The organism is Burkholderia sp. SIMBA_051 (assembly GCF_046534915.1).
Lineage (GTDB): Bacteria > Pseudomonadota > Gammaproteobacteria > Burkholderiales > Burkholderiaceae > Burkholderia > Burkholderia ambifaria.
Map to the genome: position 1 here is coordinate 121,372 of NZ_JAWRXS010000012.1, position 19,191 is coordinate 140,562.

Annotated in this window: 13 protein-coding genes; 8 read left to right on the plus strand and 5 right to left on the minus strand. The window is 63.2% G+C overall.

Annotated features, from left to right (window positions below; all coding sequences use genetic code 11):
• Positions 1 to 2: 2 nt before the first annotated feature.
• The 3 genes from SB771_RS26735 to SB771_RS26745 form a co-directional block, all read right to left on the minus strand.
• Positions 3 to 1,313 carry a diaminobutyrate--2-oxoglutarate transaminase family protein gene (locus SB771_RS26735; RefSeq protein WP_175662086.1) on the minus strand — a complete coding sequence of 437 codons (1,311 nt, stop codon included), beginning with the start codon at positions 1,311 to 1,313 and terminating at the stop codon, positions 3 to 5.
• Positions 1,314 to 1,506: 193 nt separating this feature from the next.
• On the minus strand, positions 1,507 to 2,457 hold the full coding sequence (locus SB771_RS26740) for a UDP-glucuronic acid decarboxylase family protein (RefSeq protein WP_175662085.1): 951 nt from the start codon (positions 2,455 to 2,457) through the stop codon (positions 1,507 to 1,509).
• 155 nt (positions 2,458 to 2,612) lie between these two features.
• A complete protein-coding gene (locus SB771_RS26745; RefSeq protein ID WP_175662084.1) occupies positions 2,613 to 3,332 on the minus strand; it encodes a thioesterase II family protein in 720 nt (239 codons plus the stop codon).
• 1,175 nt (positions 3,333 to 4,507) lie between these two features.
• On the opposite strand from SB771_RS26745, the gene SB771_RS26750 reads away from it, so the two are divergent.
• The 6 genes from SB771_RS26750 (at position 4,508) to SB771_RS26775 (ending at position 13,543) form a co-directional block, all read left to right on the plus strand.
• Entirely contained in the window at positions 4,508 to 5,788 is a 1,281-nt protein-coding gene (locus tag SB771_RS26750) for a polysaccharide biosynthesis/export family protein (RefSeq protein ID WP_175662083.1), read from the plus strand.
• A gap of 406 nt (positions 5,789 to 6,194) precedes the next feature.
• Positions 6,195 to 7,412 carry a carboxylate--amine ligase gene (locus SB771_RS26755; RefSeq protein ID WP_175662141.1) on the plus strand — a complete coding sequence of 406 codons (1,218 nt, stop codon included), beginning with the start codon at positions 6,195 to 6,197 and terminating at the stop codon, positions 7,410 to 7,412.
• Positions 7,399 to 8,667, plus strand: a complete 1,269-nt coding sequence (locus tag SB771_RS26760; RefSeq protein ID WP_175662082.1) for an NAD(P)-binding domain-containing protein — start codon at positions 7,399 to 7,401, stop codon at positions 8,665 to 8,667. Before SB771_RS26755 ends, SB771_RS26760 begins: the two co-directional genes overlap by 14 nt.
• Positions 8,668 to 8,746: 79 nt before the next feature.
• Positions 8,747 to 9,631, plus strand: a complete 885-nt coding sequence (locus tag SB771_RS26765) for a polysaccharide deacetylase family protein (RefSeq protein ID WP_175662081.1) — start codon at positions 8,747 to 8,749, stop codon at positions 9,629 to 9,631.
• Positions 9,632 to 9,803: 172 nt separating this feature from the next.
• Positions 9,804 to 12,149: a polysaccharide biosynthesis tyrosine autokinase gene (locus SB771_RS26770; protein ID WP_175662080.1), complete on the plus strand. Its 2,346-nt coding sequence runs from the start codon at positions 9,804 to 9,806 to the stop codon at positions 12,147 to 12,149.
• Positions 12,150 to 12,214: 65 nt separating this feature from the next.
• Positions 12,215 to 13,543 (plus strand): O-antigen ligase family protein, encoded by a 1,329-nt coding sequence (locus SB771_RS26775; RefSeq protein WP_175662079.1) that lies wholly within the window; start codon positions 12,215 to 12,217, stop codon positions 13,541 to 13,543.
• On the opposite strand, the gene SB771_RS26780 is transcribed toward SB771_RS26775, so the two are convergent.
• Together SB771_RS26780 and SB771_RS26785 are read right to left on the minus strand one after the other, a co-directional pair.
• On the minus strand, positions 13,455 to 14,888 hold the full coding sequence (locus SB771_RS26780; protein WP_175662078.1) for a hypothetical protein: 1,434 nt from the start codon (positions 14,886 to 14,888) through the stop codon (positions 13,455 to 13,457). The two genes, SB771_RS26775 and SB771_RS26780, sit on opposite strands and share 89 nt — an antisense overlap.
• Positions 14,872 to 16,116: a glycosyltransferase family 4 protein gene (locus SB771_RS26785; protein WP_175662077.1), complete on the minus strand. Its 1,245-nt coding sequence runs from the start codon at positions 16,114 to 16,116 to the stop codon at positions 14,872 to 14,874. The genes SB771_RS26780 and SB771_RS26785 overlap by 17 nt, the downstream gene beginning before the upstream one ends.
• A gap of 666 nt (positions 16,117 to 16,782) precedes the next feature.
• Between SB771_RS26785 and SB771_RS26790 the strand changes: the two genes are divergently transcribed.
• The gene (locus SB771_RS26790) at positions 16,783 to 17,865 is read left to right on the plus strand and encodes a sugar transferase (RefSeq protein WP_175662140.1); all 1,083 of its coding nucleotides are present in this window, start codon (positions 16,783 to 16,785) and stop codon (positions 17,863 to 17,865) included.
• Positions 17,866 to 17,929: 64 nt separating this feature from the next.
• Positions 17,930 to 19,138, plus strand: coding sequence for a glycosyltransferase family 4 protein (locus SB771_RS26795; RefSeq protein WP_175662076.1), 1,209 nt, complete (start codon positions 17,930 to 17,932; stop codon positions 19,136 to 19,138).
• Positions 19,139 to 19,191: the final 53 nt, after the last annotated feature.

The following is a 19,191-nucleotide window of genomic DNA, read 5'->3' on the forward strand; positions in this document are numbered from 1 at the left end:
GGCTAGGCACGGCAGGCCGTTTCCACGGCATGCTCGAAGCGATTGAGAATTTCGTGGATATCCGCTTCCGAAACGACCAGCGGCGGCAGGAATCGGAGCACCGCGCCGTTGCGGCCGCCGGTTTCGATCACGAGTCCGTTTCGCAGGCAGTTCAGCTTGATGGCTTTCGCCCGTGCCGCATCGGTCGGGCCGGTTTGGCCGTTCGTGCCGGGTATGACGACTTCAGCGCCGATCATCAGGCCGCGGCCGCGTATCTGGCCCAGGCAGGGGAAGCGTTCGGCCAACCCTTCGAGGCCGGCAACCAGCAGTTTGCCCATTCGCTCCGCGTGCGCCGACAGGCCGTCCCGTTCGACGATCTGCATGGTCGACAAGCCGGCCACCATCGCGATCTGGTTGCCTCTAAAGGTGCCGGCGTGTGCGCCGGGCGGCCAGGTGTCCAGGCGCTCGTCATAGACCACCACCGATAACGGATAGCCGCCGCCGAATGCCTTCGATAACACCAGTACGTCCGGCCGGATGCCGGAATGTTCGATGGCGAACAGGGCGCCGGTTCGACCGAGCCCGGTCTGCACTTCGTCGACGATCAACGGGATTTCATGCCGAAGCGTCAGGTCGCGCAATTCGATCAACCAGGCGTCGGAAGCGGGGATGCAGCCGCCTTCGCCTTGCACGACTTCGACAATGATTGCCGCCGGTTTGGTTATCCCGCTCTCGGGATCGGACAGAACGGTCCGAATATAGTTGATGCTGAGTTGATCGGTCGCCGAGCCATCGGTGCCGAACGGGCAGCGAAACGCATACGGATACGGCAGGAAATGAACGTCGCGTCCATTGCCGCCGGCCGATTTGGGCGTGAGATTTCCCGATGCGGCGAGTGCGCCGGCCGTCATGCCGTGGTAGGCGCCGTGGAACGCCATGATCGTCGAGCGGCCCGTATAGTGCTTGGTCAGCTTGACAGCCGCTTCGACGCCATCCGCACCGCTGGGACTGCAAAACTGGATCTTGCCGGATTCGGCGATCTTCCCGGGCAGGAGCGAGAAAAGCTTCTCGACGAACGCGTGCTTTGCCGGCGTTGCCAGGTCGAGTGCCTGTTGCATTTGATCGGACGACAGAAACCGCATGACGGCTTCATTGACTTCCGGGTGATTGTGTCCGAGCGCGAGCGTACCTGCATTCGACAGACAATCGATGTATTCCTGCCCGTCGGAGTCGCGTACGCGTATGCCTTTGGCATGGGTAAACAGCCGTGGGAAAGATGTCGCGTAGGTCCGTGCCTTCGATTCGACATGCTTCAGATACTCGAGTTTTTCCATGCGCGGAGAGCCGGCTTGCGAGGCGGATTGATGGACACTGGCGCACGAGAATCGCTTCATCCCGGCCAATGGCGTGATTGGAGCATGTCCTCCATGTCACGTCTGTCACGTAAAAATGGGACACAGGCAATGCAACGTCACTACGTGATGCAATCGCCTCTCGACCATCGACGCGTGGTTTTTGGACGCGCCGTCAAGCCGGCACGGTCGAGCGGAAATAGTCGATGGTCCGCCGCAGCCCGGCTTCGAGCGCGACCGTCGGCGCCCAGTCGAGGTGGGCGCGTGCGAGGCCGATATCGGGGCAGCGTTGTGTCGGATCATCCTTCGGCAGCGGACGGAATACGAGCCGCGACTTGGAGCCGGTCAGCCGCAAAATGATCTGCGCGAGTTCGCTGATCGCGATCTCGTGCGGATTGCCGAGATTGATCGGGCCGGTGAGGTCCGCGGGCGACGCCATCATCCGGATCAAACCGTCGACCATATCGTCGACATAGCAGAACGCCCGGGTCTGGCTGCCGTCGCCGTACAGCGTGATGTTCTCGCCGCGCAGCGCCTGCACGATGAAGTTGGACACCACGCGGCCGTCATTGGGATGCATGCGCGGCCCGTACGTGTTGAAGATGCGTACCACCTTGATTCGCACGTTTTGCTGGCGGTGATAGTCGAAGAACAGCGTCTCCGCGCAACGTTTTCCTTCGTCGTAGCAGGCGCGCGGCCCGAGCGGGTTGACGTTGCCACGGTAACTCTCCGGTTGCGGATGCACATCGGGGTCGCCGTACACTTCGCTCGTCGAGGTTTGCAGCACGCGTGCATGCGTGCGCTTGGCGAGCCCCAGCATGTTGATCGCGCCCATCACACTGGTCTTGGTGGTCTGCACGGGATCGAATTGATAGTGGATCGGCGAAGCCGGACAGGCGAGGTTGTAGATCTCGTCCACCTCCACGTACAACGGAAAGGTCACGTCGTGGCGCAGCGCCTCGAAGCTCGGGTTGCCGAGCAGGGCGGCCACGTTCTGCTTCGTGCCGGTGAAATAGTTGTCGACGCACAGTACGTCGTGACCGAGTTCGACCAGCCGCTCGCAAAGATGCGAACCGAGGAAACCCGCGCCACCTGTCACGAGGATTCGTTTTCGATTACGTTGCACAATTGCACTCCAAGTATCGCGCGCAAGGAAGCGACGCGCGGCCGCCACGCATGCTTGACCGGCTCGCGGCGCCGGCATGGAAGCCGATAACGCGCGAGCCTCTTCATTCGACGATCACGGCGCCGGCCGGCACGCCGATCGCGAGGATCGGCCCGTCATGCTTGCAGTGCGCTCCACGCAACGTGTTCCGTGCGCCGCAGGCGCGCCGCGATGATGCCGGCCATCGTCCGCATTTCGCTTCTCATAAAGAAATGATCGCCTTCGATCACATGAAAATCGAAGTGCCCGGTCGTCTCGGCGCCCCAGCCTGCAACGGCATCAACGGGGGCGTGTTCATCCGCGCGGCCCGCGAACGCGGTGATGTCCACCGCGAGCCGGCGCCCGGGCACGGGCCGGTAGTTTTCGATCAGCGTGAAATCCGCACGCAGCGCCGGCATCAGCAGCGCCATCAGTTCGCTGTTGTCCAGCACCGGCCTCGGTGTGCCGCCCATCTCGTGCAGTGCATCGACGAAGGCGCGGTCGTCCAGCGCCTGCATCTGTCGCATCGGTCGCTCCCTGCCCGGTGCGGCGCGCCCGCTCACGAACAGATGCCGCAGATTCGGTTGCGCCCGGGCGGGAAGCCGCAGCGCCAGTTCGACGGCAATAGCCGCGCCCATGCTGTGTCCGAGCAGTGCGAAGGGACGATCGAAGCAGTTGTCCAGGTCGCACAGCAACGCGTCGATCAGCGTCGACATGTCTCGTGCGGCAGGCTCGGACAGGCGGCTGCCCCGGCCTGCAAGTTCATGACGGCACACTTCGATGCCGGGCAACAACGCTTGCAGCGCACGATAAACGGCGGCCGAGCCGCCCGCATAGGGAAAACAGATCAGGCGCATGCGAGCGGGGTCTCGAGCGGCTCGCTTGCTGCCGGCGCGCGGGAGATCGCACTGCGGGAATTCACGTGTTCGGCGTTTTTCACCATTCAAGTTCCAGTCATTGTTGCCACGGCGATGCGTCGGCAATCTTCACGTGGAGAGAAACGGGCGCGACAGCCAGGCGCGCGCAGGTTCACGCTCCGATGGCCGGTTCGTCAACGCTACAAGGGCGTTGCGTCGAGCACGACGCAACGCATGGAAGCATCGATTTGCGTCATGAAAATTCACGGTGCACGCCGCTCGGATCCGGAATACGCCCGATCCGCTCTGGCATGAGTTAAACATGCGGCCGCGTGAATGTATGTCGTAGGAAAAGGGGACGCGCGGAGTCGAAAATGTCTGCGCCTGACGTCATACGCACATCACATGCTGGGCTTGGCGATCCATCCGGATCGCTTAAGCCGGCTGTCGGTCAGACCATCGCAGTCGCCTTCGACGCAAATCCCGATCCAAAGTCGAGACCGCGTCAGCGGTACACGGAAACCTGGGCGGCCCCTCGCGTTGATGCGAGGACGGTACTGACGAACGGGCGCATCTTGCGCAGCGCGCGCCGTGCCGCCTCGGGCGGGGAAACACGTAGGGAAACACCCGCTCTTGTTTCAGCGCGGATACATCGGAGTCGGTCCCGGTGCGTTGCGCGGCCGTGCGTATCGCAGTCCGCATGTCGGGCGGCATCCGACGCGTGCATGTGCAACGGTTGTGGATGAGAGTCGGTTGTCGGCTCTGCCGTCCGTTGCACGGCCTGTTCGCCGCGCGGAGCCGCGCGCGCAAACGGCCCCGTCCGGTCCGGGAAATCAGTGCGAACCTGACGCGGCGCGTAGCAAATTTGAAACGAAAACGCGTTTTTGCGTCGCGATTCTCGTGCGCGCCGCCCGGTGTCCCTCAAAGGGGCTGGATTTCCGATGGGTGGCACGCTTCTCGCTGGCGCTCGGAGGTAAGGCCAACGCCGACGCATATCAGCGCTGTGCCTGCATGGCAGCGGTTCGCCCTCTGAAGGGTGGACGCTCACGCGTTCGCACTGCATTGCGCGGAACGCTGCGGCTCTTGCGATCGTATGAACGGCCGGTGCCCCCATACACGCAACCTCGGCAGCGGTGCCCGTGCATTGCTGCCTCGATACGAAGAGGTATGACGCGATGTTACCTAATCGACGTGAACGGGCGAAGGCGCCGGGGCTTGAATCCGGCGACAGGACGGCTTCTGATCGACCAGTGGCCGCCGTGCCAGCGGGCACGTCGTGGCTGGCGGTCCTGACCATCGCGGCGGTCGTGCTGAACGGATGCACGCTGGCGCCGGGCATGAGCTTCAGCGACAGTTCGGCAGGGGGCGCCGCGACCACCGCACGGTTTGGCGACGCGTCGCGCGCGGTCCACGATGCCAGAGGCACCGGCGGGAAGGGCTCGGCTGCATCCGGACGCGACGCGGCCCCGGCGGGCTCGCTGATCGAGATCAATGACGAGCTCATCCGTACCGAACGCGCCGCCGTCGAACCAGGCATTCCCACCAAAGTGCGCAAACTGTTTGCCCGGCCCGGCCCCTATACGCTCGGTCCCGGCGATGTGTTGAGCATCGTCGTCTGGGATCATCCGGAGCTCAACATGCCGCCCCCGACGATCGGCGCCGGCGCGGACGCAGCCGGATCGAACTCGGTCGTCGCCGGCTATACGGTCGATTCCGGTGGCAACGTGCAATTTGCCTATGCCGGCCCGATCAAGCTGAGCGGCCTGACCGAGATGAAAGCGCGCGACCTGCTGGCGTCGAAGATCGCTCGCTACATCCGCAACCCGCAGGTGACGCTGCGCATACAGGCATATCGCAGCAAGCGCGTCTATCTCGACGGAGAAGTGCGCAACCCGGGCATCCAGATCCTCAACGACCTGCCGATGACGTTGCCCGAGGCGATCAACCGGGCGGGCGGCTTTACCGCCAACGGCGATCGTGCGGCGGTCGCGGTGACGCGTGGCGACGATACCGCCGTCGTCGACATCGCCGCGATGATCGAAAAGGGCATCAATCCGGACAAGATCCTGCTGCGCGATGGCGACCTCGTGCGCGTGTACTCGGTGAACGACCGAAAGGTGTTCGTGCTGGGCGAGGTCGGGCGCGCGACCTCGCTGCCGCTCAACAACGGACGGCTGTCGCTGAACGAGGCCCTCGGGTCCGCCGGCGGGGTCAGCCAATACTCGGGCGATGCCGGGCAGGTGTATGTCGTGCGCAACAAGCGTCCTGGCAAACCGGAAATTTTCCATCTCGACGCGCGATCGCCGGTTGCAATGGCGCTGGCCAACGACTTCGAACTGAAGCCGAACGATGTCGTGTTCGTCGATGCGTCGCCGCTCGTTCGCTGGAGCCGCGTCATCAACATGCTCCTGCCGAGCGCGCAGACCCTCGCCACCGGTCGAAACGCTGCGTACTGACGGCGGGCGGGACTCTGTAACCCTTCGTTTTCCGATCATTCAGCGCGCCGTCCTGGCGGCGCGCTGAATGATCGCGTCCATCCCATCGATCATGTTGTTAGAACGACGAAGCGTACGCATCATGCCATTGGTTGCTCATACACCTATATCGATGAATCTCTCAAGCCTTGGTCTCGCATCGCCGCTCGTATGCGAGTGTGCTCTAACACACCGTAACGGAGGCCACGTGCGCATAACCTTCTTCCTTGAGATGCGTCACCTGATTCGATTCATCGAGTCCGGGCCATTTGCCGATGCGCACGAAGGCGTTTCCCCGTCGACCGATGCGCATGCCGGGCTTTGACGAACACGAAAGGGTGCCGACGGGATTCGGCGTATGAAAGACACAATCGATGGAGACGTTTCCATGTCGCACGCATACGATTCTGACCAGAAGGTCGCGGTTGTCGTGGTCGGCTGCTCGCTCAACGGGCTGGGCGTTGTCCGCTCGCTCGCCCGCGAGCGGGTTCCGATCGTCGCGGTGGATTGCAAACGAATCGGGCCGGCCTTGTGGTCGCGCCATGTCCGCGGGCATTTGATCCGCAGCTTCGTGGGGCGGAAGTTTGTCGACGACATGGCGCGTCTCGGCGCGACGTTCGAGCGTCCGCCGGTGCTCCTGCTGACGGACGAGGATGCCGTTCATTCCGTTTCCGAGAACCGCGACGAGCTGGCGAAATGGTTCTGCTTCTGTCTACCCGAGGATCGCAACGTCAAGCTCCTGAGCAGCAAGTCGTCATTTCATGAATTTGCGTGGCAGCACGGTTTCCCGGTCCCGCGCTCCGTCATTCTGCAGACGCAGGCCGACCTCGGCCTGCTCGCCGAGCTGCGCTTTCCGTGCGTGCTGAAGCCGGACGACAAGCGTTACGTGCTGACGGGGAAGAAAGAGCGGGCGGTGCGCGTGCGGACGTTGAGCGAGGCGCGTGAACACGCGGTCGTCATGCTCAGTTCACCGGGCGGCATCGTTGCGCAGGAATGGATCGAGGGGCCGGGCAGCAATATCCATTTCACACTCTTCTATCGCGGAGCGGGCGGGGAAGTCGTCAGCGTGTTCACCGGCCGCAAGATCCTGAGCGATCCCCCCGACATCGGCAATACGGCGATTTGCGTCGCCGCGGATGAAGCGCGCGATGTCCTCGAGCCCATGACGCTGGACTTCGCGGAGCGCGCGGGCATGGTCGGCATGGGCAGCATGGAATACAAATGGGACGACAACTACAAGGAATTCGTGATGATCGAGCCGACCGTCGGAAGGACGGACTGGCAGGAGGAAATCGCGACGCTGTGCGGGGTCAATATTCCCGCGGCCGCGTATCGATATGAACTCGGCTTTCCGCCATTGCCCGCTCAAATGAATCATGCATCGGTCGCGTGGCGCGCGACCTTCCTCGACCGGCCTCCGCCCCGCCTGACGCGTGCCGGTACGAGGATGATCGACGGCTACTTCCGATGGAACGATCCGTTGCCGGCGTTGCAGTTTTACTGCGCGATTGGTCCTCTGCGCCGCGTCGTCAGAGGATGGCGGGAAAAAAAGCGTACGCGGATTGCACGACAAATACTCAGGGAGGCAAAGAATGCCATCGACTGACACGGTAATCATTGGCGCAGGTCCGTACGGCTTGTCGCTCGCGACACATCTGAAGGCCGCCGGCGTGCCGCATCAAATCCTCGGTCAGCCGATGTGCGCGTGGCGAAACTACATGCCGCCCGGCATGCTCATGCGCTCGGAGGCATTTGCTTCGAATCTCAGTGCGCCGCGACGCGGCTATACGCTGAAGGACTATTGCCGGGTGAAGGGCATCCCGTATCAGCCGGTGGGCATGAAGCTGACATTGGAAACCTTCGTCGACTACGGGCTTTGGTTTCAATCAACCCTGGCCGTCGAGACCCGGCCGGTCGAAGTCGTCGACCTGCGCCGCAGCGACGATGGCTTCAACCTGAGCCTGAGCGACGGCAGCACGCTGGACGCGCGCAGGGTGGTGATGGCGCTGGGCCTCAAGGGATTTGCCCACACACCGCCGGCGCTGCAGGGATTGCCGGATACCTACGTGTCGCATTCCGAAAAGTACGGCAGCCTGACATGGGCCGCCGGACGGGACATCGTCATCGTCGGCGGCGGGCAATCGGCGCTCGGGCTGGCTGCACTGCTGAACGAAGTGGGCGCAAGCGTTCGCGTGCTGGTGCGAGATCAGTCGGTGGACTGGAATCCGACGCCGGAAACCGAGCGCTCGTTCGTGTCGAAAATGCGGAGTCCGGACGCAGGCCTGGGCCGTGGCTGGCGAACGCATGTGCTGTGTGAATATCCGCAGATCTTTCACGCGCTGAGCCCGCGATTGCGCAAGCATCTCATCGAGCGATTGCATGGGCCGTCCGGCGCGTGGTGGCTGCATGATCGCGTCGTCGACAAAATCCCGATCGCCGTCGGCACGGAAGTACGAAGCGCGGCAATCGACGACGACAAGGTGGCGCTGCGGGTCGCGAACGGGAACGGAGAGTCGACCGTCACGGCTTCGCATGTCATTGTCGCCACCGGATTCAAGACCGACATGACGCGGCACACGTTCATTTCGAAAGAAATCATGGATTCGATTTCACTCTTCAGCGGCGGGCCGGAGCTGACGAGCCACTTCGAGACGACGGTGCGCGGGCTTTACGTGATCGGGCCGGCTTCCGCGCAATCCTTTGGTCCGGTGATGCGCTTCGTCTACGGGGCAAAACACGCCGCTCCGCACGTGGCATTGCACATCGGCAACGCGCACCGAAGCGAGACGGCGAAGATCGGATGGCGCGACGCGGCAGGCCAACTCCTCGAGCCGACGAGCGAGCGAGACGGTTCGTTATAGGAAACCGGCACCAGCGCACCGTTGCTGAACGAAACCATTCGAATCGGTTGCTCGAATGCAACGATACGGAGAGTCGACGATGATCTCGGGTAAAGCAATGTTGAGAGAGATCCTTTCGCGATGTGTGATGATGTTCGGCATCGACCATATGGTTCGCGTGTTGCTATGGCGCGATCGAGTGGCGATCCTGCTCTACCACGACCCCGATCCGGCGACGCTGGATCGGCACCTCACCTACCTGAAAACAATCTGCGATCTCGTGCCGCTCGACGCACGCGGTTTGCCGGGGAACGGGCGTCCGCGCGCGGCCATCACGTTTGACGACGGACTGGCGGGGAATGCCCGCCTGCTGCCGATCTTCATCAAGCACCAGGTGCGGCCGACGATTTTCCTGTGCAGCCGCATTGTCTGCCGGCCGCGCAGGCACTGGTGGTTGCATCCGGCCGCGGAGCGGCTTGGCGTCGAGCGCCTGAAGCGACTCGCGAACGATCAACGCCTCGCCGAGCTGCGTGTGCACGGCTTCGACCAGGATGGCGACGACGAGCCGACAGGGCTGAACCTGCAACAGCTCGAAGCGATGCGCCCATTCGTGGATTTTCAGGCGCATACGCGCTTTCACCCGATACTGACGCGCTGCGGCGACAGCGAATGCAAAGCGGAAATCATCGAATCCCGGCGTGAGGTCGAGGCGTTGACGGGCAACCGTTGCGAACACTTCGCCTATCCGAACGGCAATTACGGCAAGCGGGAAATCAATCTGCTGAAGGCAGCGGGGTACAAGAGCGCGCGAACCTGCGACGTCGGCTGGAACGATCACCGTAGCGACGCGTTTCGTCTGAAAACCATCATCATCGACGATCGCGCATCGCTCAGGTGGTTCATCTGCAATTTGACGGGCATCCCGCCGTTTTTGGGTTATCTGCGCAAGGGCGGCGGTTTGCGCGGGCATTTTCCCCAGTTCTGATCCGGCCGCGACCCTGTCGATACGCGAGCGCGCCCGCGATATGGAACGTGCAATGTGCGCTGGTGAACATACACGGCGCCCGCCGATGACAGACTACGGATATCGCAAGACGAACGACGTCGCTTGCAGATAATTCGGATTTCGAAAGAGTCGTGCGTAAGGAGTATTCGACATGATTGCCCGACAGCTTGAAATGGGGACGATCGATGCCAGCGATGAAACCGGCGGTTCGTCTCCGAAGGAGATGATTCGGTTCATCATCGACAACATCTGGACCGTCATCCTCATCACCGCGGCGGTGACGATAGCGGCGAGCCTTTACTGCGTGTTCGCCACGCGCGTTTACTCCGCCGATGCGATTCTGCAGGTCGATCGATCGAATTCCGGCGGGCTGAGCATCGCTGCGCAGCCGACCGCGCAGACCCAGCAGCAGCCAGCCACGCCGATGGCGCAGCTGAGCCAGACCGAAATACAAATCATCCGCAGCCGCTCGGTGCTGACGCCGATCATCGAGCAATACCGGTTGTTCGTGTCCGTTACGCCGCGCACGGTGCCGGTGCTCGGCCAGATTGCCGAGCGATTCGCGACGCCCGGCCATCTCGCCGCGCCCTGGCTGGGACTGAGCGACTACGGCTGGGGCGGAGAACGAGCCGATATTGCCGTTCTGGATGTGCCGGCCAGTCTCGAGAGCAAGGAACTGCAATTGATCGCGCTGCAACATGGCGGCTATCGGCTTGCCGATCCGAATGGACGGGTGCTGGTGGAAGGGACGGTGGGCAAGGAGGCGACCGGCAATGGCGTGCGGATCCGGATTACGCAACTGGTGGCGCACTCGGGGATGCGCTTCGGCGTGGTCCGTTATAACGACATCGATGCCATGCAGCGCTTCTTGCGCGATCTGCGGGTGAGCGAGCAGGGCGCGGATACCGGCCTCATCAAGGTTTCCTACGAGAGTGCCGACCCGGCGCGTGCCACCGCGGTCGCCAACGATATCGCGCAGAACTACATGGCCTCGCATATTGCATACCGTCAGGACGAGGCCACCCGGATGCTGGCCTTCGTCAACGGCGAGCTGCCGCGCCTGCGTACCGAGATGAAGGAGGCGGAAGACAAGCTCACCAAGCATCAGGCGACGACCGCTTCACTGCAGCCGGCCAGCGAGAGCCAGGTCTACCTGCAAGGGATCATGGACTTCGACCGACAGATCGCGACGCTCTCGATTCAGCGCACGCAAATGCTCGAGCGCTTCACGACGGAGAGCGCGCAAGTCCGGACTATCGATCAGCAGCTCGGCCAGCTCAACATGGCGAAGCGCAATTTCGAGGCCCGCTTTGCCAGCATGCCCGCCGCCGCGCGCCAGTCGGCCGATCTGACACGCGACGCGAAAGTGGCCGAGCAGATCTACGTGGCAATGGTCGGCAAGGCAAACGAGTTGTCGGTCACGCGTGCGGGCACGATCGGCAACGCGCACATTCTCGATGCCGCCGTGCGACCCGCGGCGCCGATCAAGCCGCAGAGCGCCTTCATCATCCCCATCGGCGGCGTGCTGGGGCTCATGTGCGGCGTGTTGTTCGTCACCGTGCCGCGCCGGTTCTCGTCGAAGATCGAGGATCCGGTTGCCGTCGAGCGGCGCTTCCGGCTATCCGGTCTGGGCGTGATCCCGTTCAGCGAAGAACAGGTGAGGCTCTCGCGTTGCCTGCAGCAGGTCGATGCAATGCAACGCGAGCCGGATGCGTGCGGCGATGCGTCGGCTCCCCGGATTCCGGACGGACGTGCAGGCGTCCCGGACGAAGCCGCGCCGCCGGTGTGCGACTTGCGCGCCACGCTGCTGGCGATGCGGTGCCCTCAGGATGTCTCGGTCGAGGCGCTGCGCTGCGTGCGCACCGCGGTCGTGAGCGAGATGGCGGACGTGCCCAGCAAGGTGCTGGTGATCACGAGCCCGACGCCATCGACCGGCAAGAGCTTCGTCGCGTCCAACCTTGCCGTGCTCCTGGCGGAAACGGGCAGTCGGGTGCTGTTGATCGACGCCGACTTGCGGCGCGGCAATCTCGCTGCGCGCTTCGGGCAGCCGCGCGCATGCGGTCTTGCCGATCTGCTGGCCGGGCACATCGAAGCACGTCAGGCGATCCGGCCGATCATCGACGACAGGTTGTGGTTCATCTCGACCGGGCCGTATACCGCCAATCCGTCGGTATTGCTGTCGACGCCGCGGATGAACGAATTGCTGAACGAGTTCCGTGCCAGTTTCGACTTCGTCATCGTCGATTCGCCGCCGGTGCTGGCTGTGAGCGATGCGTCGATGGCAGCGGGCAGCGCCGACGCGACGATTCTCGTGCTGCGTGCCAACGTGCAGACCGAGCGCGAGATCGAGGAAACGCTGAGCCGGCTCGAGCGGGCAGGCGCGCGGGTGATCGGCCCGGTGTTCAATGCCGTCGCCATTCGGCGCAGCGACAAGCGCCTTTACCAATACACGAGCGCCTATATCGCCGACGAGCCGGCCAGGTGGCAAATCAACTAACGACGTCGCCGGCGCCCCAAGGGTGCCGGTGAGAACACTATCCGACACCATTCGAGCTGCTTCCCGTGGTCTACATCACGCTCATCGCGCTGCTTTTCAGCATCACGAACTTCATCCCGGTCAGTGCGATCGGCTTCGCGCCGATTTGCCTCTGCGCGTGGCGCTTGTTCGACCGGCGCTATCCGCCGTTCGTGACCTGCTTGTCCGTGTTCGGGCTGTTGGCGCTGGGCTCGACGCTGCTTTACGACCCGCAAGCGTTGCTGTCATACGATTTCTACCGCCACGATGGCAACTTCTTCGTGTCCTATGCGCCGATTCTTGCCGGTTGCCTGTATTCGCACGAGCTGGATCTCGACAAGGCGCTGAGACGCTTCTTCGTGTTTGCCGTGCTCGCGAACCTGCCGCCCTATGCCGTCTATGTCGCGCAAAACGGCCTGTTGGCGATATTCTCGAACGCCAACGACTCGTTCGGCAGCTACTTCATTGCCCGTAACGCCGCCGGCGGTTTCCTCGCGATGCTGTTCTGTCTCGGCTTGGCCTGCTACGTGAAGCGCCACGACAAGCTCGTGCTCGGGTTGCTGGTCCTCAACGCGATGTTCGTGTTTTCCACCTACAGCCGTGGATCGATGCTGGGGATGGCGACCGCCATCGCGTACCTGTTGCTGGGCCGCAAGCGCTGGTTGGTGGCGGTGCTGATGGCCGCGGCAGTGGCGTTCTCCTTCGGCGCGGCCTGGAACCACACGCAATCGGCAGTCGACTACATGGCCCACGAGCACACGGTGCGGGATGTGGACGCGAAAACGGCTAATGTGGACGTGCGCTTCGGATGGCTCTGGCCGCGGGCATTGGCGTATTTCGAAGCAAGCCCGATCATCGGGATGGGTGTCGGGTCGTTCGACGACGAAGTGCATGACGTCGTGAACTATTTCGGTGTGGTCGGCCAGCCGCGGGACGTCACCGTGCTTCATACCGATGCGCATGCACACAATTCCTACCTGCATATCGCCGCGGAGCTGGGCGTGATCGGTCTCGCTCTGATGCTCGCCTTCTATTGGCATCTCGTCAAATGGGCAGTGGAAGGCGCCGCGTCGACGCTGCCTGCGCGCCGCAGCAGTGTCGGCGCGTATACGTTCGTCGAGTTGTCATCGGTGTGCCTGCTCGCGATGGGCACGACGGAGCACCGCCTGACCACGCCGTCGAATGTGCTGATTCTTGCGCTGGTGGTGTCGTTGCTGCTGTCGTGGCGCGTGCGGCGCGCGGGTGCGGTGGCAAACGTGGCGCGTCCCGCGACGCGCGGCGTGGCGCTTAAGGCAGCGGCGTCACGACGAGATAGCCAAGGCACGGGCACGGTTTGTCGTCCGCGCCGGGCCGTGGCTCCGGTACGTAGAAGCTGATCGAAAGGTGACCGCCGGCCCACGACGACACGAGACGCGGTTCCGGAATCGGCGTGCCGAGGATGGCGTCGACGTAATCGATGCGAAACCGGCCCGATGCCGGTGCCGGCAGGCCGTCGACCGAAAGCCATCTGCGCCCTGGTGTGCCGCCGACCTGGAACACGATGCTTTCGCCGGAGATCAGCGCGTTGCCCGACAGTTCGGGGCTGAATTCGATCCGGTGATGAAACGCTGCGAGCGGGCCCGACAAGACGGACCTGAGCGTAATCAGCGAGCGCCCGGACGCGTTATAGACGCGCGTCGACCCGCGATGCGTGAGCCGGTACGGCTCGCTGCCATCCCAGTGATAGATCATCGACACGTACTTGTCGGGGTCGTCCCAATTCCGATCGAGCGCCCACGCGGCAAGATCGAAAAAGTACGTGGGCAGGTAATTCGGATTGTCGATGTAGGTATCGCCCATCTCGGTCTGCCACAAGCCGCGCACCTTGCCGGTGGCGACGTAGCGCTGGTAAAGCCGGTCGAGGCTGTCGAGGCCGAGATAATGGACATCGAGATAGTCGACCCAATCGAGCATTCGCGCGTGAGCGGTCGGGCTGGTGTATTCGAGCCAGCGCATGTAGTTGTCGAGGCCGCCCTGGTCGGGCCAGCCGCCGTAGACGACGTACGCGTGATACTTGCGGATGATTCTGGCCGCCGGTATGTGAATTCGCTCGACATAGTCGCGCATCGCGTCAGGGTACGGGCGGGCCAGCGCCGGATTGCGGTTGTTGCCCGGTCCATGCCAGAACGACGCTTGCGGCGAGCCGCCCGAAAGCGGGCCGGCCGCCTCGTTCCAGATCTGGAAGTACTTGACGTTGTACGGCGGTGCCGAATACTTCTTCACGACGGCCTCGACATACCGTTCCCACACCGCGACGTCCTTCGGCGCGGAAAACCCGTCTCCGGGCACGGACGCATTCCATGCCGGGGTATAGCCGACGAACAGCAGGGACTTGATGCCGTTGCGGTTGTTGCGCAACAGGATCGGCGGCAATTCCGCGCCGTAGCTCGGGCCGGTCCGGTCAATATCGATCCGGCCGTCGTGCGGGCCGGGCTGACCCGGGCCGACGGAATCGCGTCCCCAGCGAAGGCCCATGCGTTGCCAGTACGGAATGTCTTCGTCCGAGCCCGGCCATCCGTTGGTGCCGATCAGCTCCGTGATCCGGTGTCGCGCCGGCGACGTGCGTGGCGCAGGATTCGTGTCGGTGCCGCTCCATGCCGGCAGCGCGTTTCCCAGTACCGCCAGCGCAAACGCAACGCACGCGCCGCGCGCCGCGCGCGTCATTTCAATGGGACGGCACATGGGCGTGCGCTCCGTTCGCGACTGGATCGCGCGCTTCGGGGAGCAGTTCGGTGTTCGGCTCGCCGAGCGACAAGTGACGCATCACCTCGCACGCGTAACGCGACTTCGTGTACAAGCCCACGTCGTACGACAGCTGCGCGTTCGCGAGATGATCGGCGAGCGCATCGAGTGCTGCCGCGAGGCTGGCCGGGTTCGCCGAGTATTTGATCTTGTTGCCGATTTCGTCACCGAAGGTCGACATGCTGCCGAGATCATGAACGAGGATCGGCATGCCGAGCGCGGCCGCTTCGACGATCACCAGCGGCGCGTTCTCGCCGCAAATCGACGGGAGCACCAGCGCGTCGAGCCCGCGCGCACGCGGAAACAGCTCGGCGTGCGGCAGACTGCCCGCGAACGACACACGTCCTGCGTCGATCAGCGAAGCGTACCGGCTTTCCAGCCGGCGTCTGTCGGGACCGTCGCCGAACAGCGTGATGCACCGCACGCCGTGAAATTGCGTGGCCGCCAGTAGCTCGAGGAACTGGCCGATGCCCTTTTCCGCCGAAATTCGCCCGATGAACGCGAGTTGCAGGCCTGAATCGCGTCGGCCGGCGCGCCGTGGATGACATTCCGGAATCGCGACGGGGTTGGGAAAGAACACGCTGTTCGTGATGCCGCGCCGGCGCAACGCTTCGCGCATGAACACGCTCGGGCACAGGAACAGATCGAAGGCGCTGCGCGGATCGGTCAGCCGGTCCATGGCCAGCCAGTGCATTTTCCTGAGCGTGTCGTAGACGAAGCCGCGCGGGCTGGAGCGTGTCATCAGCGGACGCAGCGTGCCGATATCATCGAGCGGGACCGGCACCACGCGCCCGCGTGGGTAATAGAGCATCAGCGGGTTATGAAACACGAGGTGGTAGTCGTGGCAGGTCAGGTAGGTCCTGTAGCCGAACCGCTGCCTGTTTCGCCTGATCACGCCGAGAATCGACGAAGACATGTAGCCGTGATAGTTGTGGACCCAGATGCGATCCGGCATGAACCGCTGAATCGTCCTGTCCAGCGCCAGCGCGGCACGAATGTTCCATACGGGATGGGCAGCCAGGCTCACCTCCGCGACATCGCCCTTGTCGAATTTCTCGACCACGACTTCGGGCATCTCCCGCAACGTCTCCACCGACAATCGATAGACCTGCTCGGCCCCGCCGAAGGCATCGTAGTCGTTCACGATCAGCACGCGCTTGCTTTGCATAAGAGGCCTCGGAGCGTGCCGTTCCGCCACAGGATCAGGACGCGATGATTGCGGCGCGCATCGCGATGGATGAATGGAATGGCTTCGATCCGGAACGGATCGATTTCGAGTGGTGCCGCCATTGATTCACGAATACGCGCCGGATTTTCCCGATCCACTTCTCAGCATGCGGTATGCCAGCAGTGAAAGAAACGAGGCGTGCCAAGGGTAAGCGCGACGAGGCGGCATTTTTGAATGCCCAATTCGATGAAAAACGTTGCAGGCGTGAATCGTCGGCGCGTGGAACCAGCGCGTGGCGGGCATCCGTGGTTTCAAGAGAGAAACGTTGCGCGGGATAACGGCGCGATCGCTCGTTCGTTGATCGTATGAATTTCGCCCGCCCGATTCGATATGAACATTTCCATTAATTAAAAGGAGCCGTCCACAGACGTTTTGCGGAATTACGGTATTTCTTTGTGGGTTTCATAACAGAGCACGCGTGCTTCCTTCAGTACGATCGATCATGAATCGGGGTGGCGGGCGACAGACGCCGAGTAGCGAAGGGACGGGGGCCAGCGGCCATTTCCAGTCCTCGGTCGGTGCTGTCGTCATAAGCGGAAGGACCGGCTGCGTCGGCGGTTTCGTGGCACGACCGTCGCGGTGGCTGCAATGCTGGGGGAAGCTGAAATGCCTGGATATTTCCACAGAGCGATCGACGTCACGTTGATCGTGTTGGGCGCGGTCGGAACATCCCGTGTCGGTATGGCCGACATCGGCAGTCCACCCCGACTGGATCCCTCGTTGGTCGCATTCGTCGCCGCGCTTGCGTTGTCGGTATTCCCCGCGTGCGGCGCCTACTCGGCGCGATGCACGAAGTCGCTCGCAAGTGCGATCAGCCGCACGACGCTCGCGTGGTTCGTCGTGCAGCTGTGCGGCCTCGTCTTGCTGTTCATGATTCATCGCAGCGCGCCGCCGTTGTTGCCGTGGTTCATCTACTGGACCCTGGTGAGCGGGATTTCGCTTCTCGTTTCACATACGGCCGCCCTCGTTGCATTGTCTGTCGCGCGGCCGGCCTGGCTCGGCCATTGGCAGACGGCACATGGCTACGGCATCGGCGGCGCCGCCCCGGCATCGGCCGGCGAAGCACGCCCGTCCGTGCCGGCGCGGTACATCGTGAAGCGCTGTTTCGACGTGGTCGGCGGTGCGTTGCTGATCGTCGTGCTGTCGCCGCTGCTGATCACGCTGATGGTCGTCGTATGGTGCGACGGCGGGCCGGCATTCTACGGACACGTTCGCGTCGGGCAGCATGGCCGCAAATTTCGCTGCATGAAGTTCCGCTCGATGGTCGTGAACGCGGACCAGATGCTCAAGCAACTGCTGGACACGGATCCTCAGGCGCGCGCCGAGTGGGAGAGTGGCTTCAAGCTCAAGAACGATGTCCGCGTGACGCGTATCGGCCGCTTTCTGCGCCGCACGAGCCTGGACGAGCTGCCGCAGCTCTGGAACGTGATGCGCGGAGAGATGAGTCTGGTGGGGCCGCGGCCGATCGTCGATGAAGAGCTCGCGCGTTACGGCGCCGACGTCAAGTACTACCTGCAGGTCAGGCCCGGCATGACGGGGCTTTGGCAGGTCAGCGGCCGCAGCAATACCGACTATGCGACGCGCGTGTCGCTGGATGTGGACTATGTGAAGAACTGGTCGGTCCTTCGGGACGTGGTGATCCTGTTCAAGACGATCAAGGTGGTCGTCAAGGGCCACGGCGCGTACTGATCACCCGGGCGCGATCCCGTCGCCGGGATCAATTACCTCACGCACATACTGAAGAGATGTCGACATGGCTCATGTGATGCAAAGCGATACGGCCGTCAGCGATTCAACGCGCTTCGGCAGGGTGGCGATCGTGCACGACTGGCTGACGACGTATGCCGGATCCGAGCGCGTGCTGGAGCAGATCATCCGGATCTGGCCTGACGCGGACTTGTTCAGCATCGTCGACTTCTTTCCCGACGAGCATCGCGCCGCGCTGGGCGGCAAGCGTGCGAAGACCTCGTTCATCCAGCATCTGCCTCGGGCGAGAACGGCTTTTCGCACGTACTTGCCGCTCATGCCGCTGGCCGTCGAACAGTTCGATCTCTCCGCGTACGACCTCGTGATTTCGTCGAGCCATGCGGTTGCGAAGGGGGTCATTACCGGGCCCGACCAGGTTCATGTCAGCTATGTGCATTCGCCTATCCGCTACGCGTGGGATCTTCAGCACCAGTACCTGATGCAGGCCGGCGTGACGAAGGGGCCGAAGAGCTGGCTCGCACGCAGCGTGCTGCATTACATGCGGATCTGGGATCAGCGCACCGCGCATGGTGTCGATGCGTTCGTCGCGAACTCGGAATTTATCGGCCGCCGGATTCGCAAGATCTATGGAGCCGGCTCGACGGTCGTGTATCCGCCGGTAGACGTCGATCGTTTCGACCTCGGCACAAACCGTGAGGATTTCTATCTGATCGCGTCGAGGATGGTGCCGTACAAGCGTATCCCGCTGATTGTCGAGGCGTTCGCGAGCCTCCCCAATCGACGTCTGGTCGTCGTCGGCGACGGGCCCGACTTCAAGCGGGCGAAGGCGCTGGCGGGGCCGAACGTCACGTTGCTCGGGTATCAGCCGACACCCGTGCTGGTCGACCTGATGCGGCGCACGCGCGCGTTCGTGTTCGCCGCGGAAGAAGATTTCGGCATCACGCTCGTGGAGGCGCAGGCCTGCGGCGCGCCGGTCATCGCGTACGGCCGGGGCGGGGCGCTCGAAACGGTCATCGAGTCGCAGGATCCGAACTACGGCACGGGCCTCTTTTTCATGCAGCAGAGCGTGCCGGCGATCGTCGATGCGATCACGCGCTTCGAAGCGCATGAGCCGATGCGTCCGGAGGTGTGTCGCGGCAATGCGGTTCGCTTTACCGCCGAGCGCTTCAGAGCCGAGTTTCTGCAGGTCGTCGAGAACGCCATATGCGAGGCGCGCGCGCGATGTTCGCCACACGGTGCATTCGAGGGGGCATGAATTGATCGCACAGATCGCAGCGTGGCGGAGCCGCCTGTCCCGGCTTCACCCCG

What these genes read in the sequence shown, in the direction of transcription:
- SB771_RS26735 (WP_175662086.1), bottom strand. Translation starts at nt 1,313, where the DNA reads ATGGAAAAACTCGAGTATCTGAAGCATGTCGAATCGAAGGCACGGACC.
- SB771_RS26745 (WP_175662084.1), bottom strand. Translation starts at nt 3,332, where the DNA reads ATGCGCCTGATCTGTTTTCCCTATGCGGGCGGCTCGGCCGCCGTTTAT.
- SB771_RS26750 (WP_175662083.1), top strand. Translation starts at nt 4,508, where the DNA reads ATGTTACCTAATCGACGTGAACGGGCGAAGGCGCCGGGGCTTGAATCC.
- SB771_RS26755 (WP_175662141.1), top strand. Translation starts at nt 6,195, where the DNA reads ATGTCGCACGCATACGATTCTGACCAGAAGGTCGCGGTTGTCGTGGTC.
- SB771_RS26760 (WP_175662082.1), top strand. Translation starts at nt 7,399, where the DNA reads ATGCCATCGACTGACACGGTAATCATTGGCGCAGGTCCGTACGGCTTG.
- SB771_RS26765 (WP_175662081.1), top strand. Translation starts at nt 8,747, where the DNA reads ATGATCTCGGGTAAAGCAATGTTGAGAGAGATCCTTTCGCGATGTGTG.
- SB771_RS26770 (WP_175662080.1), top strand. Translation starts at nt 9,804, where the DNA reads ATGATTGCCCGACAGCTTGAAATGGGGACGATCGATGCCAGCGATGAA.
- SB771_RS26780 (WP_175662078.1), bottom strand. Translation starts at nt 14,888, where the DNA reads ATGTGCCGTCCCATTGAAATGACGCGCGCGGCGCGCGGCGCGTGCGTT.
- SB771_RS26785 (WP_175662077.1), bottom strand. Translation starts at nt 16,116, where the DNA reads ATGCAAAGCAAGCGCGTGCTGATCGTGAACGACTACGATGCCTTCGGC.
- SB771_RS26790 (WP_175662140.1), top strand. Translation starts at nt 16,783, where the DNA reads ATGCCTGGATATTTCCACAGAGCGATCGACGTCACGTTGATCGTGTTG.
- SB771_RS26795 (WP_175662076.1), top strand. Translation starts at nt 17,930, where the DNA reads ATGGCTCATGTGATGCAAAGCGATACGGCCGTCAGCGATTCAACGCGC.